We start from the raw sequence: 26,042 nt of genomic DNA on the forward strand, positions 1-26,042 counted from the left end.
GGGGGCGTTAACGGATCGGGAGGCACCGTTGATGCGTCGGATGGCATGGGCAGGATGGATCATCGCGGCGGTCGCGCCGACGGCCGCCTTCGCCATGCCGCAGACCGTGGCGGAAGGCCCCATCGCCGCGCGGGGCGGCGACGCCGTCCGGTTCGAGGACGCCGCCGCCCGGCTGGACAGCCGCCTGCCCTTCACAGCGGAACCTGACGCCGCCTTCGGCGCCCCGGTGCAGTTCAACGATGTCGCCCGATTGAGCGCCGATCAGGGCGAACTGCGCCAGGAGGCCTGGTTCGCCGGCGACGGCTTCACCGACCGGCTGCGGATCACCACGACAGGCGAACTGCGCCGCGCCGACGGCTCGCCCGCGCCGCCCCGCGCCCTCGACCCCGTCGCCTTCTCGGGCGAGAGCTATGACGTCACCTATACGCGCGGCTGGACCGCCGCCAAGGGCCGCACGGCCTCGGGCCTGGAGGTGTCGCTGACGCCCCACGCCGGCTTCGGCGTCGGCAGCGACGGCCCCTCGGCCGAGGCGGGCGCCACCCTGCGCATCGGCGAGAATCTGGACCGCCTGGCCCCCAACGGCGACGAAGCCTTCGGCGAACGGCCGCGCTGGTATCTGTACGCGGCAGGCTCCAAGCGGGCGGTCGGCTACAACTTCGCCCGCACGCGCGACGGCGACTTCGCCCGCTCGGGCGTCAGCCAAGACGCCGGAACCTATCTGGGCGACGCCTCCATCGGCGTGGCCTATCGCCGGGGCGCGGTGCAGAGCTCCTTCGGCGTCGTCTATCGCGAGATCGAGGCCAAGGGCCTGCGCGGCTATCAGGGCATCAGGACCGATGTGTCGGAAGGTCTGGTGGCCTTCCAACTGACGATCCGCCCGCCGCGCTAGGCGACCTCGCCCCCTTACTGCGTCCGCGCCACGCCCTCGCGGCGGCTGTCGGCCGCCCCGTCCCAGCGCCCGTTCCGCCACAGCCCGCCATGCAGGCCCGAGGTCTCGGTCGTATTGGGCCGCAGCTCGACGCCGCGCGCCGCCATGCCGTCGCGCACCGCCTCGGGGAAGCCTTCGGTGTCGGCGCCGAAGTCGTCGCCCTTGGCCACTAGGTTCGGCAGGTCGAAGGCCTGTTGCAGCGGCAGGCCCCAGGCCAGGGCGCCGATCAGGGCCTTGGCGTTATAGGCCAGGATGGACGAGCCGCCGGGCGAGCCCAGCAGGCCGACCAGACGTCCTTCGCGATCCAGGATCAGGGCCGGCGACATGGACGAGCGCGGACGCTTGCCCGCCGCCACGGCGTTGGCCGCCGGCGTGCCGTCGGTCGCCGTCGGGACCAGGGAGAAGTCGGTCAGCTGATTGTTCAGGAAGAAGCCGCCCGCCATCCGGCCCGAACCGAACAGGCTCTCGACCGTAGTGGTCATGCTGACGGCGTCCCCCTTCGCATCCACCACGACCAGGTGCGAGGTGCCCGCCGGTTCGCGCGTGGCGTCCGCGCCGACATTCGGCGCCCCTGCCGGCACGCCATAGGGCGCCGCCCCGCGCAAGGCCGGCGCCAGGGCCGCGCGCTCGGCCACATAGGCCGGGTCCAGCAGGCCCGCGACCGGCACGGAGACGAAGGCCGGATCGCCGAAATAGCGATCGCGGTCGGCGTACATCAGCCGCTGCAGCTGGCCGAAGGCGGCCCAGGCCTCGGGGCTGTCCGGACCCTTGTCGATGTCCGGCGTCTGCTCGGCCATGGCCAGCAGTTCCAGGATGGAGGCGCCGCTGGACGGCGGCGGCGGCACGCAGATGGTGTAGATCTTGTAGGGACCGCACACGGCCTCGCGCACCACGGGGCGATAGCCGGCGATGTCGGCGGTGGTCAGGGCGCCGGGACGCGGGCCTTCGTTCACGGCCGCGACGATGGCCTCGGCCAGCGGGCCCTGCTGCAGGGCGGCGGCGCCCTCGCGGGCGATGCGGCGCACCGTTTCGGCGTAGGCCGGATTGCGCAGGGTCTCGCCCGCCTGATAGCGCGCGCCGTCCGGCTTGGTGAAATACTTGGTCGCCCAGCGCGTCTTCGCCTGGGGCGCTGAACCGTTGATCATGCCCGCCAGACGCGGGCTGACGATGAAGCCGTCCTGCGCCAGCGTTTCGGCGTCGCCGAACAGCTCGGACCAGGCCAGGGCGCCGTGCTGCTTCTGGGCCAGGGCCAGCATGGGCACCACGCCCGGCGCCCCGGTCGAGCGCCCGCTCAACACCGCATCCCCGAACGCCAGAGGCTTGCCGTTCTCATAGAAGAGCTCGGGCGTGGCGGCGGCCGGCGCGGTCTCGCGCCCGTCATAGACGGTGACGGCGCCGCTTTCGGCGTCATAGAACATCATGAAGGCGCCGCCGCCCAGACCCGAGGACTGCGGCTCGGTCAGGCCCAGCACCGCCTGGATGGCCACCGCCGCGTCCACGGCCGAACCGCCGCGCGCCAGCACCTTCATCCCCGCCTCGACCGCCAGAGGATTGGCCGCCGACACGAACGGTCCTCTGGCGACGGACGCTTGCGCCCCGATCGGCGCCTCAGCCGGAACCGGCGCCGCCTCGGCCCGAACCCCTTCCGTCGTCGTCGCGCAGCCCGTCAGCAACAGGGCCGCCAGCGCCGTCCCGGCTGTGAGAGAGGAAATCCTGCGTGCAGGACGCAGATGGGAGAAGGAAAAGGCGCGCACTCAAGCACTCCGGGGCATTACAGGGAGGCTTTATGCCTAGGCCCGCAGGCCCCCGAGGCCAACCCCGCATTTTCTCAAGATTTTCTGAGAAAACCTGCTTGCCAGCCCCGAAGCGACCCGCTAGATACCCGGCCCTGCCCGCAAGGCAGTGCGCACCCGTAGCTCAGCTGGATAGAGCACCAGACTACGAATCTGGGGGTCAGGAGTTCGAATCTCTTCGGGTGCGCCATTCTCTCCATGTCGTTATATTTCAATGACTTGAGACCGCTCTCGCGGCCGTTTTCCATCGCTTTTTACAACGCCTAGGTCATCTGGATGCGGCCTGCTGGACGCGAGATTAGCGCTAGCGATAATTCCACGATCAACCCAGGCTGACGCGAACATGCCTCCCTTCGTCGTGAGGGCGATTATCGTGGGGCCTCTGGGATCGACGGCCTGCCCTCATCTGCGGCAGAATGGACAAGCAGTGATGGGCGAACCGTCTCCGTTCACGAGCCAAGGCGCCCAGTCGCTCCTTCAGTGAATCTCGCCCGCCCCTTTCGTCCAGCCTGCAAGGACCGGCTCTGGTTGCTCGCGGAGGAAATTCTTAGGGGCAAACCTTTTTAAGTTCGCCTTCGTTCAGCGTAGCTAAAGCTTAGCTACGCGCGATGATTTCCGCGTCCGGATAGTCTCGAGCTTTTTTGTAGAGGATCACGTATCCCAGCAGCTTGGTGGCTTGCCATCCGGCAGGCAGCTGCTTGACAATAACCTCAATAGATTGCCGCGCGGTCCGGACGCCCGGTTCCAAGCGAACGATCGTATCGGCAAGATCAGCATGCGGCGGCCCATTGGACGTGCGCCGTTGAGCTCTCAAACTCCATGGAACTCTAGCGCGGATTGCTGCCAAAGCAACGGAAACAGGCCCTTCAAACGCAACCTCGAATTCCAACGGAAGATCGATATCGGCCGGGTATAGAGCATCGAAATTTGTAGGCTTGTTTTTGGTCGTGTCTCGCTCTCGCCCCGGATCGTTTGAGCCAAACCCGCTACCGTTCCAGGCCCGAGCCCGAACGCCCCCCATAGCTCTTATGAGGTCCGTTTCTATATCCATTGCCATGAAGACGTAGATTCTCAGCGCTTTGAACGTGACCTTAGATGGGTCAAGGTTTCGCCGATGAAGAATTTTACGGCTATGCCGAAGTAGTCGATGAGCCGACCCAGCGTCAGGCCGAAGCCTCGATATGGCGCTATTCGCGCGCCCCGTTTCGGAAAACCTCGCGGGGAAACTCGTGGCCGTTCCCAAGAACCGGAACAGCGGTGTTTCTCAATGCCAACCCAACTTCTTTCGTCAAGCGACCTTAGATTATGGATGGCTTAGCAAGCAAACACTCGTCGCCGGTACCGGTTCCAGCTTGACGAGATGCCGTCACTCTGCCGGACTTTCGTGCAGAAAGCCTTGCGAGGACGGGGTGTCAGCCGCTAACCAGCCATACGCTGCCTTACGCTGAATGCCGGGTTTGCTGGCGGCAATGAATGACCGCTCCTGGCGCAAGGCGGAAGGGTCAGAGAGCCCGACGACTTAGACTGGCGCGTGCAACTGCTCGATCCTCTCTAGTTCCCCGCGCCCCTCGATTGCGGCCTTGGACAGATCATGCGTGGTCTGGAGATTGATCCAGTACTGGGGCGACGTGCCAAACACCTTGGCCAGGCGCAGAGCCGTGTCGGCCGTGACCGACTGCTTCTCACGCACCAGACGCTCGATACGGGCACGATCCTTCAGTCCCATGGCCTTGGCGAGAGCGCCGGCGCTGAGACCGTAGGCGGGCAGGTAGTCTTCCCGCAGGTGTTCGCCAGGATGCGGCGCCGGCGCCGCGAAGTTGGCGAAGTCATGCATCCCCATCGGCGAACTTCTCTCTTCCTGGTCCGATCCGGACCGCTCCACCAAGCCTCCGCTCAGTGGTAATCTACAAACTCAACATCCTCCGGCCCCTGATCGGTCCATCGGAAGCAGATGCGGAATTGGTCGTTCACACTGATCGACCACTGCCCCGCCCGGTCCTCGTGCAGGCGGTGCAGGCGGTTCCCCGGCGGATGTTTGAGATCATCGAGCCGCGTCGCCGCATCCAGCTGAAAGAGGCTGCGCCGCACCCGCTTGAAGAGGTCGGCCGGAAAACCTTTGGGGCAGTTGCCCTCAAAGACCTCCCTAGCCTGTTTGCTCTTCCAGCTGAGGATCACGGCTAAAGCCTTCCATACGCAGTTTGTAGCGAGACGTGCTACATAAATCAAGCTATTTGTAGCGCGATTCGCTACATGTTGAACGGCTGGGCCTGGGCGGATTTTATAGTCAGGCTTTCAGTCGGACGCCGGGGCCGCCGGAAGAATCGGGCGGAAGGAAGACCACACCGGCAGATTCCAGAGCCTCCTGCATACGCTTCATATTGGTCGTGAGGATCGCACCCTTCCCGCTCTCAAAACGGAGAATGGTGGAATCGGCCACGCCTGACATTTGCGACAGCTCGCGGACGCTGATTTTTAATGCGGCGCGGGCCATTCGTATCTGACTCGGCTCCAGCATAACCGAAATTCCTCCTCACGTGATGAAATTTCGTTGACATCGTCGCGGAAATTCGGTGGAGTGTAGGTGAAATTCTATCAAACTCCACCGTTCAGCATGATCTGAGCGACCGGGCGGCTGCGCGGGAGGCCACGCATGCCTGACCACCAGGATACCCAAAGACGTGCGATTCCTCCTCGCGGGAAAGAGACACTGAGCTCAGCGAGTGCGGTGTCATGAGAAACCGACCGCGCGATCCTGACCTCCACCTTGCGCGGGCGTTCGCCCATAACGCCCGCGCCTTCCATGCGATGGCCTGGACCGATGATGACCGCATCGGCGCCCGGTCGGCCTACCACTCCGCCATCGCCATCGAACTCGGCCTTAAAGCCTAACTGCTCCATCGTGGGCTCTCCGACGACTGGAACCTCACCTACCTCCGTCACGATCTGACCAAGGCGCTTCGGTGCGTCCGGATGCTGGGGTTTCAAAACATCCCAGACGGCATCGCCGACATACTCGGACCGTTCTACGCCTCTGGCGCCCTGCGCTCCGGTATGTGCAATCCAGAACTGCCGCTACCGCCCGACGCGATCGACGAAGCCATCTGCGACCTCCTCAGCGCAGTGGAGGCCGCCATCGGGGTGGAATGTGAGGCGACCCCATGAGGCGCTGGCCCTCGCCGCTCCGACGGCACCCTCGTCGATCCGCCGAAGATCGCCAGCGCCGGATTCTCGTCCGGGCGATCCGCCGACTGCCACGCGACTATCGCGACGTCTTCGTTCTCCATCGCTTCGCCGGAATGTCGCTGGAGCAGATCGCCGAACATCCGGGTATCGACCAGCAGGCGGTTGAAACGCGCCTGACGGAGGCGCTCGTAAGGCTCAGCCGCGCCGTCGATGAGGCGGGCGGTTGGGAGCCTTCTGAAGGGCAATGAGGGTCTAGGGCAGGATAGGCTTTGCGCCGGCATTATCTGACAAGCGGAGCCGTATTGACCCTCATTAGTGGTTGAAGAACAGCGCCGTCCGCCCGCTTCAACGCCGCTTCGCGCCCTGCGGGCTGCGGCAGGCGCCGCAGGCGTTGACCCGGTCGGCCGCCGCCGCTGGGGGCCCGGCATGGATCGAGGGATCGATCCGTTTTGCGAGAAAGCGGCGGCCGGAGATTTGCGAGGGAGAGGTTACGAATATGCGCGCGCTTATAGAGCGGACAGCCTGGCGGGCATGCACGTCCAGCCGTCATCAGAGCCGCAGGTGCGTCGGCGCCCGACTCCGCCAGTGCGGCGAGTTGGCGTACAGTCGGTCGTCCGCGTCACCGACACCTGGCCCGATGATCTCCCGATCAGTCCGGCCGAGCTTCTGGCGGTGGAGGCGTGGCTTGGCGAGGTGCTCGACGAGATTCTGGGGCCGCGCCTCTGAGAGGAGCAGGGCATGAGCTGGAAACCTATTGCCACAACAGCAGGCGTCCAGACCCGCGCCGCCCTCTATCTTCGGGTCTCGACCGGGCGGCAGGCCCTCAACGATCTGTCGATCCCCGACCAGCGCCGCCAGCTTGAATCATACTGCGAGACCAAGGGATGGAAGCGACGGCGGAATATGTCGAGCCGGGCAACACCGCCACGGGCGACCGGCGCCCGTCCTTCCAGTCGATGATCGAGGCGGCGCTGACCAAGCCGCCCCCCTTCGACGTGATCCTGGTGCACAGCTTCTCGCGGTTCTTCCGCGATCAGTTCCAGTTCGAGCTCTACGTTCGGAAGCTGGCGAAGAACGGGGTGCGGCTGGTCTCGATCACCCAGGAGCTGGGCGATGATCCCATGAGCGTGATGATGCGCCAGATCATGACGCTCTTCGACGAGTATCAGTCCCGCGAGAACGCCAAGCATACCCTCAGAGCCATGAAGGAGAACGCCCGCCAGGGCTTCTGGAACGGCGCACGGCCGCCCATCGGCTACCACATCGTCGCGGCGGAGCAGCGTGGGGCCAAGATCAAGAAGACGCTGGAGATCGATCCGCTTCAGGCTGAGACGGTGCGGACTATCTATCGCTGGGCGCTGACGGGCGACGGCTCGTAGGGGCCGATGGGATTGAAGACAATCGCCACCAAACTGAACGAACAGAACATCAGAACCCGCGATGGCGGACGCTGGGGCGTCGGCACCGTGCATCAGATTCTGACGCGCTCCACCTACATGGGTGAGCACAGGTTCAATACGCGCGATCACCAGACGAGGACGCCGAAGCCGGAATCCGAGCACGCCGTGATGGCGGTGCCGCCCATTGTCTCGAAAGCGGACCATGACGCTGTCCGGGCGCGCCTGGCGTCGCGGAATCCCAAGTGGACGCCGCCGCGCGTGTCGATCGGCCCGAACCTGCTGACGGGCATATGCTTCTGTGGGTTCTGCGGCGGCGCCATGACCCTGAGGACTGGGAAGGGCCAGGCGGGGGGCCAGTATCGCTACTACGCCTGTTCGACCAGGGTGCGGATGGGCGAGGCGGGATGCACTGGGTTGGCCGTCCCCATGCACAAGCTGGATGACGCGATCATCAACCACCTCGAGACCCGGCTGCTCGATCCGGATCGCCTCGCGGCGCTGATGGAGCAGCTTCTGGATCGTCGAGAGGAATGGGCCGATCAGAGGCGCGGCCGCATCGCGGAGATGCGCAAGCGCGCCACCGAAGCCGAGGCCAAGCTGAACCGGCTCTATGAAGCCATCGAGAATGGCCTCCTCGCGCCGGACGACGCTTCGCTGAAAGATAGGGTCGCTGAACTGTCCGGCATCCGCGATCAGGCAAGGGCGGACGCCGATCGGATCAGCACCTCAGTGGAGCGGTTTGCGCCCACGATCACGTCGGACGCCTTGGCGCGGTTCGCCACCGCCGCGCGGCGTAAACTGCGGGATCGCACAAGCGGCTATCGTCCGGATCACCTGCGCGCCCTGACGCAACGCGTGGAGGTCATCAGCAAGACCGAGGCGCGCATCATCGGATCGCGAACCGAGCTTTTGCGGGCTTTGGCGTCTAGCGATGGTGGGAATTACGCCGCCGCCGGCGGAGTTCTCGGTTCTGAACGGAAGTGGCGCACCCGAGAGGATTCGAACCTCTGACCCCTGCCTTCGGAGGGCAGTACTCTATCCAGCTGAGCTACGGGTGCGTCTGCGGCGCGAGGGCCGGACGGCGGTGCTTACAGCATGGGCCGGATCGCCTCAATCCCTGATCTGTTTCCGCAGCCGCTTCTTGGCGAGAGGGACGCAAGAGCCTAGCGTCACGGCCGAAGAGAGGGAGTCTCCATGCGCGTCACCACCATCGCCGCCCTGGCGGGCGCCGCCGTCCTGCTGGCCGCCTGCGCCGCATCGCCGAAGTCGGGAAGCGACAGTCTGGACGCCGTGGCGCGCGACTATGTCGCCCTGACGCTGGAGATCGGCGAGCGCGAGCCGGGCTATGTCGACGCCTATTACGGCCCCGCCGAATGGGCCGAGGCGGCCAAGGCCAATCCGCGCGCCCTGCCCCAGTTGGCCGAAGGCGCGGCCGCCCTGACCCGACGCCTTGAGGCCCTGCCCGAACGGGGACTGGACGACCAGAGCCGCCAGCGCCGCGCTTATCTTCTGGCCCACGTCTCAGCCGCCTCGGCGCGGCTGCGGATGCTGCAGGGTGAGAAGCTGGGGTTCGCCGACGAGGCTGAGGCCCTGTTCGGGGTCCGGCCGGAGTTGCGGCCGCTGGCGTCCTATGATCCGGTTCTGGCCCGCATCGACGCCCTGGTTCCCGGCGAAGGGCCGCTGGCGGAACGAGTGGCCGCCTTCCGCGCCCGGTACGTCATCCCCAAGGACCGGCTGGATACGGTGATGCGCGCGGCCATCACCGAGTGCAAGGCGCGCACCGAGCGCCATATGGCCCTGCCCGCAGGCGAAACCTTCACCCTGGAGTTCGTCAACGACAAGCCCTGGTCCGGCTACAACTGGTTCAAGGGCGGCGCCTTCAGCCTGATCCAGGTGAACACCGATCTGCCCATCTACATTGACCGTGCGGTCGATCTGGGCTGCCACGAAGGCTATCCCGGCCACCACGTCTACAACGCCCTGCTGGAGCAGACCTTCGTCAAGGACAAGGGCTGGGTCGAGATGAGCGTCTATCCGCTGTTCAGCCCCATGTCCTTCATCGCCGAGGGCAGCGCCAACTACGGCATCGACCTGGCCTTCCCCGGCCATGAGCGCACGGAGTTCGAGGCGCGCGTGCTGTATCCGCTGGCGGGGCTGGACCCGACGACGGCCGAGGCGCAGACGCAGCTTCTGGCCCTGACGCGCGAGCTGGCGCGGGCGGAGTATACGGTGGCGGACGACTATCTGGCCGGGCGGATCGACCGCGAGACGGCGCTGGACCAGCTGCAGAAATACAACCTCGTCGCGCGCGACCGGGCGGCGCAGCGGCTGAGCTTCATCGAGACCTATCGCTCCTATGTCATCAACTACGGCCTGGGCCGCGACATGGTGCAGGCCTGGGTCGAGCGTCAGGGGCCGGACCACTGGAAGACGACGGAACGGCTGCTGGCCAGCCAGACGCTGCCGGTCGATCTGGACTGAGGCGGTTCGCAACCCGCGGCGGGCCAGAGGCGTTAAGGCCAAGGTTCAAATCTCAGAGGGGCTTTCACCCATGCGTATTCGTATCCTGACCATCGCCGCCGCCTCGGTCCTGGCGCTCGGCGCCGCCGCCTGCACCCAGGCTGAACAGCAGAAGGCCGAGGCCAACGCCGAAGCCGCCGGCGACAAGGCCGCCGACGTCGCCGCCCAGACGGGCGAAGTCGTCGAGTCCGGCGCCATGAAGGCCGCTCAGGCCGTCGAGGAAGGCGCGGGCAAGGTCGCCGACAAGCTGGAAGACAAACAGGCTGAAGCCGCCGCCGAGGGCCGCCCCGGCGCTGTCGATCCGGCCACGGACACCCGCGTTCCAGCCAACAACTGACGGCAGGCGCCAGAGACATCAAGGGGCCGCGCGACTTCGATCACGCGGCCCCTTTTTATTCTCCCCATTGCGGGAGTCTGAGGGTCAAGTCGCGTCAGATCGGGAGGCCCCGAAGGGCCAACGATCGCGGCCTGCTCAACTGCGCTCAAGCAGCGAGCGACCGCGTCGCGAGCGATAGCGCCCTCAGATATGAATGGCGTGGCCCAGCGCGCGCAGGGACGCCTCGTGGAAGGCTTCGCCCAGCGTCGGGTGAACGTGAATGGTTCCGGCCACGTCTTCCAGCACCGCGCCCATCTCCAGCATCTGGGCGAAGCTGTTGGACAGCTCCGACACGTGCTGGCCGACGGCCTGAATGCCCAGCAGGCGGTGGTCCGTCTTCGAGGCGATGACGCGGACGAAGCCGCCGTCCTCGCCCGCCTCGATGGCCAGGGCGCGGCCGATGGCGGCGAAGGGGAAGACCGCCTGGATCACGTCATCGCGGCCCTTCACGTCATCGAGACCGAGGCCTGCCGAGACGATCTCCGGCTCGGTGAAGCAGACGGCGGCGATGGTGGTCGGGTCGAACACGCGATCATGTCCGGCGATGATCTCGGCCACGACCTCGCCCTGGGCCGAGCCCTTGTGCGCCAGCATGGGTTCGCCGGTCAGGTCGCCGATGGCCCAGACGTTCTTCATGCTCGTGGCGCAGCGATTGTCGATCTTCACGAACGGGCCGTTCATGGCGACGCCCATGTTCTCCAGGCCCCAGCCCTTCGTCCGCGCGCGGCGGCCGACAGTGACCAGCACCTTGTCGGCGTCCAGCTGCATCGGGTTTCCGTCCCTGTCGGTGACGTTCAGCTTGCCGTCCCCGAAACCGCCCGCGCGGGCGCCGAGCAGCAACTGCACGCCATGCTTCTCCAGCCACTTGGCGACCGGGTCGGTCAGAGCCTTGTCGTAGAGCGGCAGGATGCGCTCGGCCATCTCGACGATGGCCACCTCGGCGCCCAGCTTGCGGAAGGCGATGCCCAGCTCCAGGCCGATGTAGCCGCCGCCGACGACGACCAGCTTCTTCGGAACCTCGGGCAGGCTCAGGGCCTCGGTGGACGAGATCACGTCGCCGCCGAAGGGCAGGAAGGGCAGCTCGACCGGCTCCGACCCCGTGGCCAGGATGACGTGTTCGGCGGTGATGCGGATGTCGCCGTCGTCGGTCTTCACCGTGCAGGTCTTGGCGTCCGAGAACTCGGCCCAGCCCTTGATGACCTTGACCTTGGCCTTCTTCAGCAGGGCGGCGACGCCCGTGTTCAGCTTCTTGACCACGCCGTCCTTCCATTCGACCGTCTTCGACAGGTCGATGGCCGGGGTGGAGGCGGTGATGCCCAGCGTGCCGTCGCCGGCGGCCTTGGCCACCGTCTCATACTTGCCCGCTGCGTGGATGATGGCCTTGGACGGGATGCAGCCGACGTTCAGGCAGGTGCCGCCGAGGCCCGGCGAGGCGTCCACCAGCACGGTCTCCAGCCCCAGCTGGCCGCAACGGATCCCCGCCACATAGCCGCCGGTCCCGGCGCCGATGATCAGGACTTTGGTCTTGAGGGTCTGGGTCATTGGGCTCGTTTCAACTCTTGAAAGCGGCGCAGAACGCGTTGGGTGTCAGGGGCGTTGTCTACCAGGATGATGAAGTCCCAAGGCGCGGAAGCGTCTTCGAGTCGGCCAAGCAAGGTCACGCCAAGGCCGTTTCTTACGACCGGCAAGCCCGGATGCTCTCCATATTGATCCACGGCGGCGTGCAGATTTCCGTGCGCGCAGTTCACGAAATACTCCCACGGAATTGCAAGCCGGTCTGGTTCGCCCCGCCCCCAGAATGTCTGGGTTCGACGGATTTCCATGGTGGCGTTTCCATATCGGCCATCGGGCTGCTGATAGTTTTCGATGATCCCACGGAACAGCACCGTGGCGCGCCGAAGGCCCTGATCCTCGTATTCCTGCCTACGTTCCACGTAGTTGGGCGAAGGCGTGCAGGCGAGAACAGGCGCGGCGCAGACTGTAGCGAGCATGGCAGCGATGATCAGGGTGCCAGTTTTCATCTGCGACATCCTCTCCTCCGCTCACCCCCGCCTTAGCAGGGATGAGCAAAAGGGGTTGAGTTCGATCAGTTCATCCACAACGTCGCCGGGTTCTCCAGCAGGTTCTTGATCTTCTGCACGAAGACCGCCGCGTCGTGGCCGTCGACGATGCGGTGATCGAAGCTGGAGGACAGGTTCATCATCTTGCGCACGACCATCTGGCCGTTGCGCACCACGACGCGCTCCTCGATCTTGTTGGGACCGACGATGGCGACTTCGGGGTGGTTGATGATGGGCGTGTGCACCACGCCGCCGAGCGTGCCCAGCGAGGTGATGGTGATCGTCGAGCCGCTAAGCTCCTCGCGCTTGGCGCTGCCGTCCTTGGCGGCGCCCGAGACGCGGGCGATCTCCTCGGCCGTATCGTAGGCGTCGCGCGCCTCGGCGTGGCGGACGACCGGGACCATCAGGCCGTTCGGCGTCTGGGCGGCGATGCCCAGATGGACGGCGTTGTGCTGGGTCAGCACGCCCGCTTCGTCATCATAGGTGGCGTTGATGTTCGGCTGATCCTTCAGGGCCACGACGATGGCGCGGGCGATGAAGGGCAGGACGTTCAGCTTGGCGCGTCCGGTGCCCTTGTTCTGGGCGTTCAGGTGGGCGCGCAGCTCCTCCACCGCCGTCATGTCTATGTCCTCGACATAGGTGATGTGCGGGATCCGACGCACGCTCTCGGCCATCTTCTCCGCGATCTTGCGGCGCAGGCCGATGATGCGGACCTCGTTGGTTCCCTCGGCCCGGGCGTAGAGCGAACCGCCCGAGGCCGCAGCCGGGGCGAACGTGCCGCCGCGCGCGACGAAGGCGTCCAGATCGGCGTGCTCGATGCGGCCTGCGGGGCCGCTGCCCGGCACGAAGACCAGGTCGATGCCCAGATCGCGCGCGCGGTTGCGCACGGCGGGGGAAGCCAGCGGGCGCTCGCCCGGCTGGCGGCCGGTCAGGGCCGGAACGGGCTTGGGGTCAGCCTTGGGCGCAGCCGCAGGCTTGGCGGTCGGTGCGGCCACGGGCGCTGATGCGGTCTTCTCAGCCTTGGCGACGGGCGCCGGAGCGGCGGCCGGAGCTTCGGCGACATTGCCCTTGCCCTCGACCTTGAAGCTGACCAGCGGGCCGCCGACGGCGATCTGCTGACCGGCTTCGCCGTGCAGGGCGACGACGACGCCGGAGACGGGGCTGGTCAGTTCGACCGTCGCCTTGTCGGTCATGACCTCGGCCAGGATCTGGTCTTCCTGAACCGCGTCGCCGACCTTGACGTGCCAGCCGACCAGTTCGGCTTCGGCCGTGCCTTCGCCCACGTCGGGCAGTTTAAAGACGTGGTTCGCGCCGGCGGCGACGACGGGCGCCGCAGCGGCTTCAGCCTTCGGCGCTTCGACGGCGACCGGAGCGGGCTCAGGGGCAGCGGCCACGGGCGCGGGGGCCGGTTCATCGGCGGCGGCGTTGCCTTCGCCCTCGACCTCGAACTCGGCCAGAGGGCCGCGTACGGCCATCATTTGACCGGGCTCGCCGTGCAGGGCGGTGACGACGCCCGCGACCGGGCTGGTCAGTTCGACCGTGGCCTTGTCGGTCATGACGTCGGCGACGATCTGATCCTCGGCGACCGTATCGCCGACCTTGACGTGCCAGCCGACGAGCTCGGCTTCGGCGGTGCCTTCGCCCACGTCAGGAAGCTTGAAAACAAAACGACCCATCTTAGCGACCTCCCGTCATGACGGCTTTCAGCGCGTCGGCGACCCGCTGCGGTCCGGGGAAATATTCCCATTCAAAGGCGTGCGGATAGGGCGTGTCCCAGCCGGTCACGCGCGCCACCGGCGCCTCCAGGTGATAGAAGCAGCGCTCCTGAACCAGAGCGCTCAGTTCGCCGCCGAAGCCCGAGGTTTTCGGCGCCTCATGCACGATGACGCAGCGGCCGGTCTTCTTGACCGAGGCCTCGATGGCCTCGATGTCCAGCGGCACGAGGGTGCGCAGGTCGATGACCTCGGCGTCCACGCCCGCATGTTCGGCGCCCGCCAGCGCCACCCAGACCATTGTGCCGTAGGCCAGGATGGTGACGTCGGACCCTTCCTTCATCACGCGGGCCTTGCCGATCGGCTCGATGTATTTGCCGGTCGGAACCTGGGCCAGTTCCTGGGCCTTCCACGGGCTGACCGGCTTTTCGTGCCAGCCGTCGAAGGGGCCGTTGTAGAGGCGCTTGGGTTCGAAGAAGATGACCGGATCGTCGTCCTCGATCGCCGCGAGCAACAGGCCCTTGGCGTCATAGGGGTTGGACGGGATCACCACCTTCAGACCGGCGATGTGGGTGAACAGGCTTTCCGGCGACTGACTGTGCGTCTGGCCGCCGAAGATGCCGCCGCCATAGGGGCTGCGCACCACCATCGGCGTGGTGAACTGGCCGCCCGAGCGATAGCGCATCTTGGCCGCTTCGGAGACGATCTGGTCGTAGGCCGGATAGATGTAGTCGGCGAACTGGATCTCGACCACCGGGCGCAGGCCATAGGCGGCCATGCCGATGGCGGCGCCGACGATGCCGGTCTCCGAAATCGGCGCGTCGAAGCTGCGGTTCATGCCGTGCTTCTTCTGCAGGTGGTCGGTGACGCGGAAGACGCCGCCGAAATAGCCCGCGTCCTCGCCGTAGGAGACGACGGTGGGGTCTTCGGCCATCTTGACGTCCAGGGCCGAGTTCAGGGCCTGGATCATGTTCATCGGCGCAATGGCGGGCGCGTCCGGGGCGACCGACGCCGGGGCGTCCTTCTGATCGACCATGTCGGCTTCAATCTTGTCGTTGATCTCGGCCATCACTCAGACTCCCACTTCGCGGCGCTGTTCGACCAGGCGCCAGTCCTCGGTCGCATAGACCTCCTCGAACATGGTCTTCACGCTGGGACGCGACTGGCCCAGGGTGCCGATGGCTTCGGATTCCTTGGCGGCGGCGCGGACCTTCTCGACCGCTTCCTTCTCGGCTTCTTCCTGCTGTTCGTCCGACCATTCTCCCAGACCGATCAGGTGCTGCTTCAGGCGAGCGATCGGGTCGCCCAGCGGCCACTTCTCGTGCTCGTCGCCAGGGCGATAGCGGCTGGGGTCGTCCGAGGTCGAGTGCGGGGCGCCGCGATAGGTGAACAGCTCGATGATCGTCGCGCCCTGATTGGTGCGGGCGCGCTCCTCGGCCCACTGGGTCGCGGCCCAGACGGCCAGGAAGTCGTTGCCGTCGACGCGCAGGGCGGGCAGGCCATAGCCGATGCCCTTGGACGCGAAGGTGGTCTCAAGCCCGCCGGCGATGCCCTGGAAGGACGAGATGGCCCACTGGTTGTTGACGATGTTCAGGATGACCGGCGCGCGATAGACGGCGGCGAAGGTCAGGGCCGAGTGGAAGTCGCTCTCGGCCGTCGAGCCGTCGCCGATCCAGGTGATGGCGATCTTGTCGTCGCCGCGGATGGCCGAGGCCATGCCCCAGCCCACGGCCTGAATATACTGGGTGCCCAGATTGCCCGAGATGGTGAAGAAGCCGTAGTCCTTGGCCGAATACATGATCGGCAGCTGGCGGCCCTTGATGGGGTCTTCGGCGTTCGAATAGATCTGGTTCATCATGGTCGCGAGCGGATAGTCGCGCGCGATCAGAAGGCCCTGCTGGCGATAGGTGGGGAAGCCCATGTCCTCGCGGCTCAGGATCATGCCCTGGGCGACCGCGATGGCCTCTTCGCCGGTGCACTTCATATAGAAGCTGGTCTTGCCCTGGCGGTGGGCGCGGTGCATCCGGTCGTCGAAGGCGCGCGTCAGGATCATGGCCTTCAGGCCGCGACGCATCGTCTCAGGGTCCAGCTTGGGATCCCACGGGCCGACGGCCTTGCCTTCATCGTCCAGCACGCGGATCAGGCGGAAGGCGTGATCGCGCATTTCAGCAGGCGTCGTGCTGACCTCCGGGCGGTCGACAGCGCCCGGCGCATCGAGCTTCAGATGGCTGAAATCAGGCGCATCGCCCGGGCGGCCCGAAGGCTCCGGCACGCGCAGCGACAGGGTCGGGGTGTTTTTCATTATGCCTCCCGTCCGGTTGAACCGTCCGCGTTTCCTCTATGCAGAGGGCATAGCATGGCGCGTGATTGTTGGCTCTCCTAAAAATACCCTTGCCAAAAGCCAATTTGAGGTATTTTATTGCGCCGAAACCTAATTCGGAGAAAGCCTTTGGCCGACGAACTCGATCCTATCGACGCGCGCATCCTCGACATCCTTCAGCAGGACGCGGGCCTGTCCGTCGCCGAGGTGGCCGATCGGGTCGGTCTCTCCGCTTCGCCCTGCTGGCGACGGATCAAGAGATTGGAGGATAGCGGCCTGATACGCAAGCGCGTCACTTTGCTCGACGCTGGCCTCCTGGGCCTGGACTTCGAAGTTTACGCCATCGTCAAGCTGAGCCTGCCGACCCGCGAGAACCTCACCATCTTCGAGGAAGCCGTCGAGGGCTGGCCCGAGGTGGTGCAATGCGCCACCATCACCGGTCGCGAAGACTATGTCCTGCGCATCATCACCACCGACATGCATGCCTTCGACCAGTTCCTGCGCGACAAGCTGCTGACGCTTGGCATCGTCTCCAACTGCGAGAGCCACATCGTCACACGCGGCGTGAAGAGCGTCACCACCCTGCCCCTGGGCATCGTCACGCCGCACGTCGGCTGACCCCCTGACCTTGGTCGCGCCGTCGTCTTTCGTCAGCTCAGGCGATCGAAGGCGACGGCGTGAACCTTGTCCCGCCCCAGCAGGGCGGTCAGCGGCGGGACGGGAAACAGGCCCGTGATCGCCGGATCGCGCACGTCCAGCCCGCCGGTGAAGGCGCCGAAGGCGGGCAGGATCAGCCGCCGCCCGTCGGTGACGAAGCAGGGGCGGCGCACGCCCCGGCCATAGGCGGCGACCCGGGCGGCGGGATGCAGATGGCCCGCCACTTCGCCCGGCGCGGGCTCGACCTGCGGCTCATGGATCAGGAACAGGCCGCCCAGCGCCATCGTCTCGACCACCCGGCCCGGCAACTGGTCCAGCGCCCCGGCCAGAGCGTCGAGGTCATGGTTCCCCTCCAGCCAGACCCAGTCGCGCCCGGCCGCCAACTTCTCCAGCCGCGCCAGCTGGGCGCCGTCCATGCGCGACACCGCTTTTGAATCGTGGAAGCTGTCGCCCAGCAGCACGACCATGCGTGGGTCCAGCGCCTCGATCTCGGCCTCCAGCCGCGCCAGGGTTGCGGGGCTGTCATAGGGCGGCAGCATCTGACCGCGCGCGGCGAAGGCCGAGCCCTTCTCCAGGTGCAGGTCCGAGGCGATCAGGGTTTGATGCGTCGGCAGCCACAGGGCGCCGGAACAGCGCAGCACGCAGGCTTCGCCGTTGACCGTCAGCTTCAGCCCGCCGCACGGATGGCGGAACGGGGACAGGGTTGCGCGCAGGGCGTCGTTCACGCCGCCCCTTTCAGCGCGTCAGGCGCGTCTTCCATGACTTCGGCGATCAGGGCTTCAGCGCTTTCATCCAGAATCATCTCGGCGGCGTCTCCCCCGACGCGTTCGCGCCCGATCTGCACCAGCACCGGCACGCTGAAGGGCGAGGGCCTGTCCAGCGCCTTATGGACGATGCGGCCGTGGATGCGGCTCAGTAGTTGGCCCAACCGCGCCACGTCCAGCAGGCCCGTCGCCGCATCCGCCCGCGCCGTCCTCAGCAGCAGATGGTCCGGCTGATGCCGCCGCAGCACGTCGTAGATCAGGTCGGTCGAGAACGTCACCTGCCGCCCGGTCTTCTCCGCCCCCGGCTGGCGCTGCTCGATCAGGCCCGAAATCAGGGCGCAGTTGCGGAAGGACCGCTTCATCATGAAGCTCTCCTCCAGCCAGGCCTCCAGGTCGTCGCCCAGCATGTCCGGTTCGAACAGGGCGTCCAGATCGAGGTCGTCCATCGGCCGGATCGACCAGATGGCCAGCGAATAGTCCGTCACCACAAAGCCCAGCGGCCCGACGCCCATCCGGTCCAGCCGCCGCGTCAGCAGCATGGCCAGCGTCGTATGCGCCAGCCGCCCCTCGAACGGATAGGCGACCAGGAAATGCCGCGTCCCGCGCGGGAAGGTCTCGACCAGCAGAGTCTCGGCTTCGGGGATGGCGCTGCGCAGGTCTTGCAGCTCCAGCCACTCCTGCACATCGGGCGGCAGGACGCGCCAGTGATCGCGGTCCTGCACCATGCGCCGCACCCGTTCGGCCAGCGACGTGCCCAGCGGGAATTTGGAGCCGCCGTAGGAAGGAATCTTCGGGTCTTTATCGACGGCGGGCGAGACGAGGGCGTCGGTCTTGACGATGCCCTGAAAGGCCCAGACCTGACCGGCGAAGACGAAGGTGTCGCCGGGCGTCATCTGCTCGAAATACCACTCCTCGGCCTCGCCGATCTTGCGGCCTGCGACCAGGTGTTTGCCGCCCGCGCGTCGCCCCGCGACCCGCACATTCAGGTTGGCGGCCGAGACGATGGCGCCGACGTTCATCCGGTGCCGCTGGGCCATCTGGGCGTTGCGCACCGTCCATTTGCCGTCGCCCGTCCGCACGATGCGGGCGAAGCGGTCATAGGTCCGCAGCGCATAGCCGCCGGTGGCGACCAGATCGACCACCTCCTCGAAGGCTTCATAGGTCAGGCCGCGATAGGGACCGGCCGTCGTCACCTCGGCGAACAGGTCGGCCAGGTCGAAGGCTTCCGAGCAGGCGCAGCCCATGACGTGCTGGGCCAGCGTATCCAGCGTGCCGGTATGCTCCGGCTCCCAGTCGAAGGCGTTCTCGGCCACGGCCTCGCGCGCCGCCTGGCACTCCAGCATCTCGAAGCGGCTGGCAGGCACCATCAGGGCGTGCGACGGCTCGTCCAGCCGGTGATTGGCCCGGCCGATGCGCTGGACCAGACGGCTGGCCCCCTTGGGCGCGGCCAATTGGATGACCAGATCGACGTCGCCCCAGTCGATGCCGAGGTCCAGCGTCGAGGTGCAGACCACGGCCTTCAGATCGCCGCGCGCCATCGCCGCCTCGACCTTGCGCCTCTGTTCGGCCGCCAGGGAGCCGTGGTGCAGGGCGATCGGCAGGTCGTCCTCATTGATCGCCCACAGCGACTGGAAGACGAACTCAGCCTGCCAGCGGGTGTTGACGAAGATCAGGCTGAGGCCTGCCTGCTTGATGGCGTCGTAGACCTCGGGGATGGCGTGGACGCCGGTGTGCCCGGCCCAGGGCACGCGGCCCTCGCTGACCAGCACGTCGATCATCGGCGGCGCGCCGGGGTCGCCGAGGACGACGCGAATTCCTTCTCCCCTTGTGGGAGAAGGCGGGCCCGAAGGGCTCGGATGAGGGGTGCCTTCGGGGCTGGATGAAGAGGGTTCGGAAACGTTGCGAGACCCCTCATCCGTCAGACTTCGCCTGCCACCTTCTCCCACAAGGGGAGAAGGGGAGAGCCAGTCGGCGATCTTTTGCGGATCGTCCACCGTGGCGCTCAAGGCCACTCGCCGCATCTTCGGCGCGAACGTCTGCAACCGCGCCAGCCCCAGCGCCAGCAGATCGCCGCGCTTGCCGCTCCAGATGGCGTGGACCTCGTCCAGCACCACGCACTTCAGATCGGCGAAATAAGACCGCGCCCCTTCCCAGGCGCAGAACAGGGCCAACTGCTCCGGCGTGGTCAAAAGGATGTCGGGCGGGAAGTCGCGCTGGCGCTGCTTCTTGGACTGTTTGGTGTCGCCGGTGCGGCTCTCGACGTGGATGTTCAGCCCGATCTCGCGGATGGGCGTCATCAGATTGCGCTCGACGTCGGTGGTCAGGGCCTTCAGCGGCGACAGATAGAGGGTATGGACGCCCGCCCCCGGCCCGGTCTGCGGCCTTGCCCCCCGCTCGGCCAGATCGATCAGGCTGGGCAGAAAGCCCGCCAGCGTCTTGCCCCCGCCTGTCGGCGCCACCAGCAGGGCGTGCTGTCCGGCCTTCGCCGCCGCGACCATGTCCAGCTGATGCCGACGCGGCGACCAACCCCGACCGGCGAACCAGTCGGCGAACAGGGGCGGAAGCGTTGCAGTGATCAGCGTCGTCACGCCAAGCCTATAACATGTTCCCGTTCCGTTTCATCACCTCTGGCGCTATTGAGCGAGGGTGACTGCTGAATCCGCCGACATCCGGACCGTTCCGTCCCTGACGTTCGACCTGCCGCCCGCGCTGGCTACGCCGCCGGGGGCCGGGGCCGTGTGCGACGATCAGGGCGCGCGAAAGATCGGGCGGGGCGCGGCCGAAGGCCTGTTCACGGGCGCCGACGTCATCGTCGCCCACGCCGGATTGACGGCGCGACGGCTGGGTCTGGCGCCGCCGCCGCGCTCGACCGAAATGCTGGATGCGCTGGAGCTGTTCGCCTTCGTGCGCCCGGCCCGGTTCTGCGCTCCGTCGGCCAGCGGACTGGCGCTGGCGCTCGGGCGCGAGGAGCCGAGGGGGGCCGAGGCCCAGGCCGCCGCCCTGCGCGCCGCCGCCGCCGACCTGCTGGCCGAGCTGGCCGCGCCCGCCTATCCGGGGCGGGAGGAGGCCTATACGCTGGCCCTGACGCTGGAGCGGGCGGGCTGGGGCTGGGCGTCGCGGGTGCTTCAGGCCCTGCGCGCCGGGCCGTTGCGGAGCCGCCAGCAGCGCGGCTCGGGCCTCGACGTCTGGGCGCGGCTGCAGGAGTGGGAGGACGAGGCGCCGCGCGGCGAGGCCGGGTCGGCCCCCGTCGATTCTGAGAGCGCCCGCATCCGTCTGGACAAGCTGCTTCAGGCCTCGGGTCTGGACGAGACGCGGCCCGCCCAATCCGACTATGCAGCCGAGGCCGCTTATGCCTTCTCGCCCCGCAATGAGGAGGGCCGCCCGCGCGTCCTCCTGGCCGAGGCGGGGACCGGCACGGGCAAGACGCTGGGCTATCTGGCGCCCGCCAGTCTGTGGGCCGAGCGCAACGCCGGGGCGGCGTGGATCTCCACCTACACCCGCGCCCTGCAACGTCAGATCGATCGCGAGAGCCGCGCCCTGTGGCCCGATGAGGCCGAGCGCCGCCGCAAGACGGTGGTGCGCAAGGGGCGCGAGAACTACCTGTGCCTGCTGAATCTTCAGGACATGGTGCAGGCGGCGCAGCTGGGGAACGGCGACCTGATCGGCATGGCCCTGGCCGCGCGCTGGGCCGCCCATACCCGCGACGGCGACATGACCGGGGGCGACTATCCCGGCTGGCTGTCCGGCCTCTATGCCACCGCGCCCATGCATCAGGCGGGCCCGGCCAATCTGGTCGACCGGCGCGGGGAGTGCGTCCACGCCGCCTGTCCCCACTATCGCCTGTGCTTCGTCGAAAAGACCATTCGCGCCAGCCGTCGCGCCGATCTGGTGGTGGCCAATCATGCGCTGGTGATGACCCAGGCCGCCTTCGACGGCGCCCGCACCGCGCGCGGCCTGAAGCAGGACGGCGAGACGGCGGCGCTGAAGCGCATCGTCTTCGACGAGGGCCACCACCTGTTCGACGCGGCGGACAGCGCCTTCTCCGCTTGTCTGTCTGGGCAGGAAGCGGCCGAGCTGCGCCGCTGGATCCGGGGGCCGGAGGGGCGCGGCCGTCGCGGGCGCGGACTGGAACAGAGATTGGGCGATCTGACCGCCGACAATGAAGCCGCATCCAAGGCCCTGAAGGACGCGCTTCAGGCCGCCGCCCAACTGCCGGGCGAAGGGGTGTCAGGTCGCATCGCTCCGGCGTCCGGCGAAGTGAACCCCATCGGGCCGATCGAGCGGTTTCTGGTCGCGGCGCTGGAGCAGCTGCGCGCCCGCGCGGCCGAGACCGGCGGCGCCGAGTTCGGCCTGGAGTGCGCCCTGCGCCCCGTCGCCGAGCCGGTGCTGGAAGCCGCGCGCGAGGCCGCCCGCGCCATCGCCGATGTCGAGGCGCCCCTGCTGGCCCTGTCGCGCCATCTGGAAGACATCCTCGACGAGGAGGCGGCCGAACTGGACGGCGCTGCCCGCGCCCGCATCGAGGGCTCGCTGCGCGGGCTCGACCGGCGCGCGCGCATGACCCTGCCGGGCTGGCGCTCCATGCTGGCGGCGCTGGAGGAAGGGGGCGACGAACCCGACCCCGACTTCGTCGACTGGTTGTCAGCCGAAGCCGCCTTCGGCCGCATCCACGACGTGGCCCTGCGTCGCCACTGGATCGACCCCACCGTGCCCCTGGGGGCGGCGGTGGTCATGCCGTCGCACGGGGTGCTGGTGACCAGCGCCACCCTGACCGACCCGGCGGCGGAAGACCCGTTCGACCTCGCCCGGATGCGCACCGGGGCTGCGCGCCTGATCGAACCGGCGCGCACGCTGAAGGTCGACAGCCCCTTTGACTATGCGACCAACAGCCGGGTCATCGTCGTCAACGATCTGGTCAAGGACGACCCGCGCCAGATCGCGGCGGCCATGCGCGAGCTGTTTCTGGCGGCGGGCGGCGGAGGACTGGGCCTGTTCACCGCCATCCGGCGGCTGAAGGCGGTCTATGAGCGGCTGGGGCCGGAGCTGGCGCGGGCGGGTCTGCCGCTCTACGCCCAGCACGTCGATCCGCTGGAGGTCGGGGCGCTGGTCGACGTCTTCCGGGCTGAACGGGACAGCTGTCTGCTAGGCACCGATGCGGTCAGGGACGGCGTGGACGTGCCGGGGCGGTCCTTGCGCGTTCTGGCCTTCGACCGCGTGCCGTGGCCGCGCCCTGACCTGTTGCACAAGGCGCGGCGCGAGCGGTTCGGCACGGGTTCGGGCGGTCGCTCCTGGGACGACGCCCTGGCGCGCGGGCGCATCGCCCAGGCGTTCGGACGCCTGATCCGTCGGGCCGACGACCGGGGCGTCTTCGTCATGCTGGACGCCGCCTGCCCGACCCGCCTGTTCGCCGCCCTGCCGCCGGGGACGGAGGTGCTGCGTCTGGGGCTGGCCGAGACGGTGGAGTTGACCAAGGGCTTCCTGGCGGAGCAGATCGGCTGACCATGTCGCGCACCACCCCCGCCACCGTCGCCCTGAGCAAGGCCGGCGTCGCCTTCGAACTGCACCCCTACGACTACGATGCCGACGCGCCGCGCGTGGGGTTGCAGGCGGCCGAGGCCCTGGGCTGGGCGCCCGAGCAGGTGTTCAAGACGCTGATGACCTTGGTGGACGCCAAGCCCGTCTGCGTCGTCGTGCCCTCCGACTGCGAGGTCAGCATGAAGAAGCTGGCCGCCGCCGCCAGGGGCAAGTCGGCGCAGATGATGAAGCCCGCCGACGCCGAGCGTCTGACCGGCTTCAAGGTCGGCGGGGTCAGTCCCTTCGGCCAGCGGAAGGCCGTCCCGACCTTCATCGACGAGACGGCGATCCTGTTCGACCGGGTGCTGATCAACGGCGGCCGGCGCGGCCTGCTGCTGGAGCTGGCGCCCGACGAGGCCGCGCGGGCCTGCGCGGCGACGTGGGCGGACCTGACGGCCTGATCAGCCTAGCTCTCGAACGTCACGACCACGCTGTCGGCGGAACGCTCGGCCTCGCCGTGGAACACCGCCTCGATGTTGTTGCCGTCCGGGTCCAGCAGGAAGGCGGCGTAGTAGCCGGGGTGATAGGGCCGCTCGCCCGGCGCGCCGTTGTCGGTTCCGCCCGCCGCCAGGCCCGCCTTGTGGAAGGCCTCGACCATGGCGCGATCCTTGGCCTGGAAGGCCAGGTGGCAGCGGCCGGTCGGCCGACCCTGCGCCGCGATGCTGTCCACCGCCGAGACGAACAGCTCGTCGGCCCAGAAAAAGCGTTCGGCTTCGCCGGCGATCGGCACGCCAAGGGCCTCCAGCACCGCGCCGTAGAAGCGACGACTGGCCTCAAGGTCCGGCGTCACCAGTTGCAGGTGGTCGATCAGCCGACCGCGATGAAGCTGCTGCGTCTCCATGGTCTTCGTCTCCTGTCAGATTGCGATTCGAACGGGCGGCAACCTGGCCTGTTCCTGCTGACAGGACGTGTCAGCAGCCTCGCGTCCTGCTAAAGCGCGCACATGACCGACACGAGCGCCGCCGCCCCGCATCACAGCCGCAAGGGGCTGATCATTCCCTTCGTCATCGTCGCCGTGGGCCTGGTCCTGTGGACCGGCTGGTGGTTCTTCCTGACCCAGCAGATCGAGCACCGCATGGAGGCCAAGATCGCCGGGTTGCAACAAGGCGGCTGGACGATCGAGCACGCCGGGATTTCCACCACCGGCTGGCCCATGCATGCGCGGGTGACGATCAAGCATCTGGACGTCGTCGCCCCGTCCGGCCATGCGATCGCGGCGCCCGAGATGATCGCCCAGGCCAACGCCTACAATCCCACGCGCTGGGTGCTGGCGGCGCCGGACGGCCTGACCGTCACGCGCGGCGAGAAGGGCAAGACCGCCATCCGCGCCGAGGGCATCCGCATGAGCGTGCACGGCCTGACGCAGCGCTGGCCCAATGTGGCGCTGGAGCTGGAGAAGCCGGTCTTCACCGCCCTGCCGGACGCCGAGCCCTTCCCGGTGAAGCAGGCGCGTCTGGTGCAATTCTACATGCGGCCGCACCTGGTCGGCTCGGACACGCCGACCGATGATGTGGACGTGCTGTTCCGTCTGGTCGACGGCGAGGGCCGCCCGAACGGCCCGGTCGAAGGCTTTACCCAGTCGGGGATGCTGAACGCCCAGATCGAGGCGGTGATCGAAAAGGCCTCGGCCTTGCGCAAGGGGGCGGACGCCAAGGGCTTGCTGACCGCCTGGACGGCGGCGGGCGGTCGTTTCATCGACGTGAAGGGCCAGCTTCAGGCGGGCGAGAGCAAGGCTTTCGTCTCCAGCGACGCCCTGTCGGCGGACGCCAAGGGGCGGCTGGAGGGTCAGGTCTTCGTGCGCGCCGAGAAGCCGCTGGCGGCCATCGTCGGCCTGGCGGGCGCCCAGCAGGGCGGGGCGCTGGACCGCGCCGCCGCGGCCAGGGCCGCCGCCGCGACGCCTCAGGGCGGGACCGGCGACGCAGGTCAGGGCGTGGAGCTGGCCATCCTGTTCCGCGGCGGGCGCACCTATCTGGGGCCGTTCGCCCTGGCGCCCGCGCCGCAGCTGTTCTGATGCTGCCATTGTCATGCTGATCGAGCCGCCCGCCGACGAAGCGCGCCTGTCGCTGGAGCGGGCCGTGGCCGTGGCCGCCCGCGCCCGGCTGGCGGCGGGGCCGCGCGGCTCGGTCGACGGCGACGCCATCGCCCTGCGGGCCGTTCTATCGGGAACGAGCCTGTCGGAAAAGGCGGCGGTGCGCGCCGTGCTGGGGCGGCTGGAGGCGGCGGACGGGCGGCCCTTGATCGCCTGCGGGGCGCTGTCGCAGGTGCTGGCGGCGGATCGCTGGGGGCTGGCGGCGCGGCCGATGGCCGAGGCGGATCAGGCCCTGATCGCCGTGCGCGACGGCGCGGCGCAGAAGGCGCGCGCCCTGATCGATCTGTCGGCGCGGCCGTGGTGGGGGCGGTTGCTGGCCCTGCCCATGCTGAAGATCATCGCCGCCCTGCCGGATGACGCGGCCGGGACGCCGCGCGCCCTGATGGTCGGGACCGAGGCGCCGGGGCCGACGGGCGACGACCGCACCTTCTGGGTCACGGACAGCGCCTGGCCGGATGCGCGCATCGTCGAGGCTCTGGGGCAGGCGGGTCTGGCGGCCGAATTTCTGTCGGGCGGCGGCGGGTTGAAGCTGTTCGTCCTGACGGGCTATGTGCAGGCGGAAGACGTCAGGCTGGACGGCGCGCCCGGCGGCCTGACCGGCGTCATCGGCGCCGCTCCCGTCTTCTGACATATTGCGGCTGACATATATTGCGACCGGCAGGGGATGAC

Annotated in this window: 27 protein-coding genes and 2 tRNA genes; 15 read left to right on the forward strand and 14 right to left on the reverse strand. The window is 67.7% G+C overall.

Going from position 1 to position 26,042, the window contains the following annotated elements; genetic code table 11:
- Positions 1-31: 31 nt before the first annotated feature.
- Positions 32-889 (forward strand): lipid A-modifier LpxR family protein, encoded by an 858-nt coding sequence (locus EGK63_RS00125; RefSeq protein ID WP_243637508.1) that lies wholly within the window; start codon positions 32-34, stop codon positions 887-889.
- A 14-nt stretch (positions 890-903) separates the two neighbouring features.
- Here EGK63_RS00125 and EGK63_RS00130 read toward each other — a convergent pair whose 3' ends face one another.
- Complete coding sequence (locus EGK63_RS00130; RefSeq protein WP_125899354.1) at positions 904-2,682, reverse strand: gamma-glutamyltransferase family protein; 1,779 nt, start codon at positions 2,680-2,682, stop codon at positions 904-906.
- A 152-nt stretch (positions 2,683-2,834) separates the two neighbouring features.
- Between EGK63_RS00130 and EGK63_RS00135 the strand changes: the two genes are divergently transcribed.
- A tRNA-Arg gene (locus EGK63_RS00135) sits at positions 2,835-2,911 on the forward strand.
- Between the two features lie 405 nt (positions 2,912-3,316).
- Here the strand turns inward: EGK63_RS00135 and EGK63_RS16395 are convergent.
- The 4 genes from EGK63_RS16395 to EGK63_RS00155 all read right to left on the reverse strand — a co-directional run bounded on the left by EGK63_RS16395 (position 3,317) and on the right by EGK63_RS00155 (position 5,212).
- Positions 3,317-3,778: a hypothetical protein gene (locus tag EGK63_RS16395; RefSeq protein WP_165906493.1), complete on the reverse strand. Its 462-nt coding sequence runs from the start codon at positions 3,776-3,778 to the stop codon at positions 3,317-3,319.
- A gap of 462 nt (positions 3,779-4,240) precedes the next feature.
- Entirely contained in the window at positions 4,241-4,561 is a 321-nt protein-coding gene (locus EGK63_RS00145; protein WP_207896315.1) for a HigA family addiction module antitoxin, read from the reverse strand.
- Between the two features lie 53 nt (positions 4,562-4,614).
- Entirely contained in the window at positions 4,615-4,896 is a 282-nt protein-coding gene (locus EGK63_RS00150; protein ID WP_125899356.1) for a type II toxin-antitoxin system RelE/ParE family toxin, read from the reverse strand.
- A gap of 109 nt (positions 4,897-5,005) precedes the next feature.
- Positions 5,006-5,212: a helix-turn-helix transcriptional regulator gene (locus EGK63_RS00155; RefSeq protein WP_243637509.1), complete on the reverse strand. Its 207-nt coding sequence runs from the start codon at positions 5,210-5,212 to the stop codon at positions 5,006-5,008.
- A gap of 239 nt (positions 5,213-5,451) precedes the next feature.
- Between EGK63_RS00155 and EGK63_RS16400 the strand changes: the two genes are divergently transcribed.
- The 6 genes from EGK63_RS16400 (at position 5,452) to EGK63_RS16570 (ending at position 8,315) form a co-directional block, all read left to right on the forward strand.
- Positions 5,452-5,610 carry a hypothetical protein gene (locus EGK63_RS16400; RefSeq protein ID WP_165906490.1) on the forward strand — a complete coding sequence of 53 codons (159 nt, stop codon included), beginning with the start codon at positions 5,452-5,454 and terminating at the stop codon, positions 5,608-5,610.
- An 81-nt stretch (positions 5,611-5,691) separates the two neighbouring features.
- On the forward strand, positions 5,692-5,883 hold the full coding sequence (locus EGK63_RS16405) for a hypothetical protein (RefSeq protein WP_165906491.1): 192 nt from the start codon (positions 5,692-5,694) through the stop codon (positions 5,881-5,883).
- Positions 5,880-6,152, forward strand: a complete 273-nt coding sequence (locus tag EGK63_RS00160) for a sigma-70 family RNA polymerase sigma factor (RefSeq protein ID WP_125899358.1) — start codon at positions 5,880-5,882, stop codon at positions 6,150-6,152. Before EGK63_RS16405 ends, EGK63_RS00160 begins: the two co-directional genes overlap by 4 nt.
- 313 nt (positions 6,153-6,465) lie before the next feature.
- Positions 6,466-6,630, forward strand: a complete 165-nt coding sequence (locus tag EGK63_RS16410; protein WP_207896316.1) for a hypothetical protein — start codon at positions 6,466-6,468, stop codon at positions 6,628-6,630.
- Between the two features lie 158 nt (positions 6,631-6,788).
- Positions 6,789-7,283, forward strand: coding sequence for a recombinase family protein (locus EGK63_RS16565; protein WP_207896317.1), 495 nt, complete (start codon positions 6,789-6,791; stop codon positions 7,281-7,283).
- A gap of 6 nt (positions 7,284-7,289) precedes the next feature.
- Complete coding sequence (locus EGK63_RS16570) at positions 7,290-8,315, forward strand: recombinase family protein (RefSeq protein WP_207896318.1); 1,026 nt, start codon at positions 7,290-7,292, stop codon at positions 8,313-8,315.
- Here the strand turns inward: EGK63_RS16570 and EGK63_RS00170 are convergent.
- Positions 8,286-8,362 (reverse strand) — tRNA-Arg (locus tag EGK63_RS00170). The two genes, EGK63_RS16570 and EGK63_RS00170, sit on opposite strands and share 30 nt — an antisense overlap.
- Before the next feature lie 136 nt (positions 8,363-8,498).
- Here EGK63_RS00170 and EGK63_RS00175 point away from each other — a divergent pair.
- Positions 8,499-9,785, forward strand: coding sequence for a hypothetical protein (locus EGK63_RS00175; protein WP_125899359.1), 1,287 nt, complete (start codon positions 8,499-8,501; stop codon positions 9,783-9,785).
- Positions 9,786-9,855: 70 nt separating this feature from the next.
- Positions 9,856-10,161 (forward strand): hypothetical protein, encoded by a 306-nt coding sequence (locus EGK63_RS00180; protein ID WP_125899360.1) that lies wholly within the window; start codon positions 9,856-9,858, stop codon positions 10,159-10,161.
- 183 nt (positions 10,162-10,344) lie between these two features.
- Here the strand turns inward: EGK63_RS00180 and lpdA are convergent, their stop codons facing one another.
- From lpdA to EGK63_RS00205, 5 genes are all read right to left on the reverse strand, one after another.
- Positions 10,345-11,742, reverse strand: a complete 1,398-nt coding sequence (lpdA, locus tag EGK63_RS00185) for a dihydrolipoyl dehydrogenase (protein WP_125899361.1) — start codon at positions 11,740-11,742, stop codon at positions 10,345-10,347.
- Positions 11,739-12,221 (reverse strand): hypothetical protein, encoded by a 483-nt coding sequence (locus EGK63_RS00190; protein ID WP_125899362.1) that lies wholly within the window; start codon positions 12,219-12,221, stop codon positions 11,739-11,741. Before EGK63_RS00190 ends, lpdA begins: the two co-directional genes overlap by 4 nt.
- Positions 12,222-12,286: 65 nt before the next feature.
- A complete protein-coding gene (locus EGK63_RS00195; RefSeq protein WP_125899363.1) occupies positions 12,287-13,936 on the reverse strand; it encodes a 2-oxo acid dehydrogenase subunit E2 in 1,650 nt (549 codons plus the stop codon).
- Between the two features lies 1 nt (position 13,937).
- A complete protein-coding gene (locus EGK63_RS00200) occupies positions 13,938-15,008 on the reverse strand; it encodes an alpha-ketoacid dehydrogenase subunit beta (protein WP_371412890.1) in 1,071 nt (356 codons plus the stop codon).
- A 36-nt stretch (positions 15,009-15,044) separates the two neighbouring features.
- A complete protein-coding gene (locus EGK63_RS00205) occupies positions 15,045-16,274 on the reverse strand; it encodes a 3-methyl-2-oxobutanoate dehydrogenase (2-methylpropanoyl-transferring) subunit alpha (protein WP_125899364.1) in 1,230 nt (409 codons plus the stop codon).
- Positions 16,275-16,421: 147 nt separating this feature from the next.
- Between EGK63_RS00205 and EGK63_RS00210 the strand changes: the two genes are divergently transcribed.
- Entirely contained in the window at positions 16,422-16,910 is a 489-nt protein-coding gene (locus EGK63_RS00210; RefSeq protein WP_125899365.1) for an Lrp/AsnC family transcriptional regulator, read from the forward strand.
- Between the two features lie 32 nt (positions 16,911-16,942).
- On the opposite strand, the gene pdeM is transcribed toward EGK63_RS00210, so the two are convergent.
- Together pdeM and EGK63_RS00220 are read right to left on the reverse strand one after the other, a co-directional pair.
- Complete coding sequence (gene pdeM / locus EGK63_RS00215) at positions 16,943-17,674, reverse strand: ligase-associated DNA damage response endonuclease PdeM (protein ID WP_125899366.1); 732 nt, start codon at positions 17,672-17,674, stop codon at positions 16,943-16,945.
- A complete protein-coding gene (locus EGK63_RS00220; RefSeq protein WP_125899367.1) occupies positions 17,671-20,301 on the reverse strand; it encodes a ligase-associated DNA damage response DEXH box helicase in 2,631 nt (876 codons plus the stop codon). The genes pdeM and EGK63_RS00220 overlap by 4 nt, the downstream gene beginning before the upstream one ends.
- Before the next feature lie 58 nt (positions 20,302-20,359).
- Between EGK63_RS00220 and EGK63_RS00225 the strand changes: the two genes are divergently transcribed.
- Complete coding sequence (locus tag EGK63_RS00225) at positions 20,360-23,209, forward strand: ATP-dependent DNA helicase (RefSeq protein WP_125899368.1); 2,850 nt, start codon at positions 20,360-20,362, stop codon at positions 23,207-23,209.
- A 2-nt stretch (positions 23,210-23,211) separates the two neighbouring features.
- Positions 23,212-23,685: a Cys-tRNA(Pro) deacylase gene (ybaK, locus tag EGK63_RS00230; RefSeq protein WP_125899369.1), complete on the forward strand. Its 474-nt coding sequence runs from the start codon at positions 23,212-23,214 to the stop codon at positions 23,683-23,685.
- A 5-nt stretch (positions 23,686-23,690) separates the two neighbouring features.
- On the opposite strand, the gene EGK63_RS00235 is transcribed toward ybaK, so the two are convergent.
- Positions 23,691-24,125: a VOC family protein gene (locus EGK63_RS00235; RefSeq protein WP_088410535.1), complete on the reverse strand. Its 435-nt coding sequence runs from the start codon at positions 24,123-24,125 to the stop codon at positions 23,691-23,693.
- 102 nt (positions 24,126-24,227) lie between these two features.
- Here EGK63_RS00235 and EGK63_RS00240 point away from each other — a divergent pair, with 102 nt between their 5' ends.
- Together EGK63_RS00240 and EGK63_RS00245 are read left to right on the forward strand one after the other, a co-directional pair.
- Positions 24,228-25,295 (forward strand): DUF2125 domain-containing protein, encoded by a 1,068-nt coding sequence (locus EGK63_RS00240; protein ID WP_125899370.1) that lies wholly within the window; start codon positions 24,228-24,230, stop codon positions 25,293-25,295.
- Positions 25,296-25,308: 13 nt separating this feature from the next.
- Complete coding sequence (locus EGK63_RS00245) at positions 25,309-26,001, forward strand: hypothetical protein (protein ID WP_125899371.1); 693 nt, start codon at positions 25,309-25,311, stop codon at positions 25,999-26,001.
- Positions 26,002-26,042: the final 41 nt, after the last annotated feature.

It is taken from the genome of Brevundimonas sp. 357, from assembly GCF_003938605.1.
Classification (GTDB): domain Bacteria; phylum Pseudomonadota; class Alphaproteobacteria; order Caulobacterales; family Caulobacteraceae; genus Brevundimonas.

Excerpts from the sequence above, each read along its gene's own strand:
- EGK63_RS00125 (WP_243637508.1), top strand. The coding sequence starts at position 32 with ATGCGTCGGATGGCATGGGCAGGATGGATCATCGCGGCGGTCGCGCCG.
- EGK63_RS16395 (WP_165906493.1), bottom strand. The coding sequence starts at position 3,778 with ATGGCAATGGATATAGAAACGGACCTCATAAGAGCTATGGGGGGCGTT.
- EGK63_RS00145 (WP_207896315.1), bottom strand. The coding sequence starts at position 4,561 with ATGGGGATGCATGACTTCGCCAACTTCGCGGCGCCGGCGCCGCATCCT.
- EGK63_RS00155 (WP_243637509.1), bottom strand. The coding sequence starts at position 5,212 with ATGGCCCGCGCCGCATTAAAAATCAGCGTCCGCGAGCTGTCGCAAATG.
- EGK63_RS16400 (WP_165906490.1), top strand. The coding sequence starts at position 5,452 with ATGAGAAACCGACCGCGCGATCCTGACCTCCACCTTGCGCGGGCGTTC.
- EGK63_RS16405 (WP_165906491.1), top strand. The coding sequence starts at position 5,692 with ATGCTGGGGTTTCAAAACATCCCAGACGGCATCGCCGACATACTCGGA.
- EGK63_RS00160 (WP_125899358.1), top strand. The coding sequence starts at position 5,880 with ATGAGGCGCTGGCCCTCGCCGCTCCGACGGCACCCTCGTCGATCCGCC.
- EGK63_RS16565 (WP_207896317.1), top strand. The coding sequence starts at position 6,789 with ATGGAAGCGACGGCGGAATATGTCGAGCCGGGCAACACCGCCACGGGC.
- EGK63_RS16570 (WP_207896318.1), top strand. The coding sequence starts at position 7,290 with ATGGGATTGAAGACAATCGCCACCAAACTGAACGAACAGAACATCAGA.
- EGK63_RS00175 (WP_125899359.1), top strand. The coding sequence starts at position 8,499 with ATGCGCGTCACCACCATCGCCGCCCTGGCGGGCGCCGCCGTCCTGCTG.
- EGK63_RS00180 (WP_125899360.1), top strand. The coding sequence starts at position 9,856 with ATGCGTATTCGTATCCTGACCATCGCCGCCGCCTCGGTCCTGGCGCTC.
- lpdA (WP_125899361.1), bottom strand. The coding sequence starts at position 11,742 with ATGACCCAGACCCTCAAGACCAAAGTCCTGATCATCGGCGCCGGGACC.
- EGK63_RS00190 (WP_125899362.1), bottom strand. The coding sequence starts at position 12,221 with ATGAAAACTGGCACCCTGATCATCGCTGCCATGCTCGCTACAGTCTGC.
- EGK63_RS00195 (WP_125899363.1), bottom strand. The coding sequence starts at position 13,936 with ATGGGTCGTTTTGTTTTCAAGCTTCCTGACGTGGGCGAAGGCACCGCC.
- EGK63_RS00200 (WP_371412890.1), bottom strand. The coding sequence starts at position 15,008 with ATGGTCGATCAGAAGGACGCCCCGGCGTCGGTCGCCCCGGACGCGCCC.
- EGK63_RS00205 (WP_125899364.1), bottom strand. The coding sequence starts at position 16,274 with ATGAAAAACACCCCGACCCTGTCGCTGCGCGTGCCGGAGCCTTCGGGC.
- ybaK (WP_125899369.1), top strand. The coding sequence starts at position 23,212 with ATGTCGCGCACCACCCCCGCCACCGTCGCCCTGAGCAAGGCCGGCGTC.
- EGK63_RS00235 (WP_088410535.1), bottom strand. The coding sequence starts at position 24,125 with ATGGAGACGCAGCAGCTTCATCGCGGTCGGCTGATCGACCACCTGCAA.
- EGK63_RS00240 (WP_125899370.1), top strand. The coding sequence starts at position 24,228 with ATGACCGACACGAGCGCCGCCGCCCCGCATCACAGCCGCAAGGGGCTG.
- EGK63_RS00245 (WP_125899371.1), top strand. The coding sequence starts at position 25,309 with ATGCTGATCGAGCCGCCCGCCGACGAAGCGCGCCTGTCGCTGGAGCGG.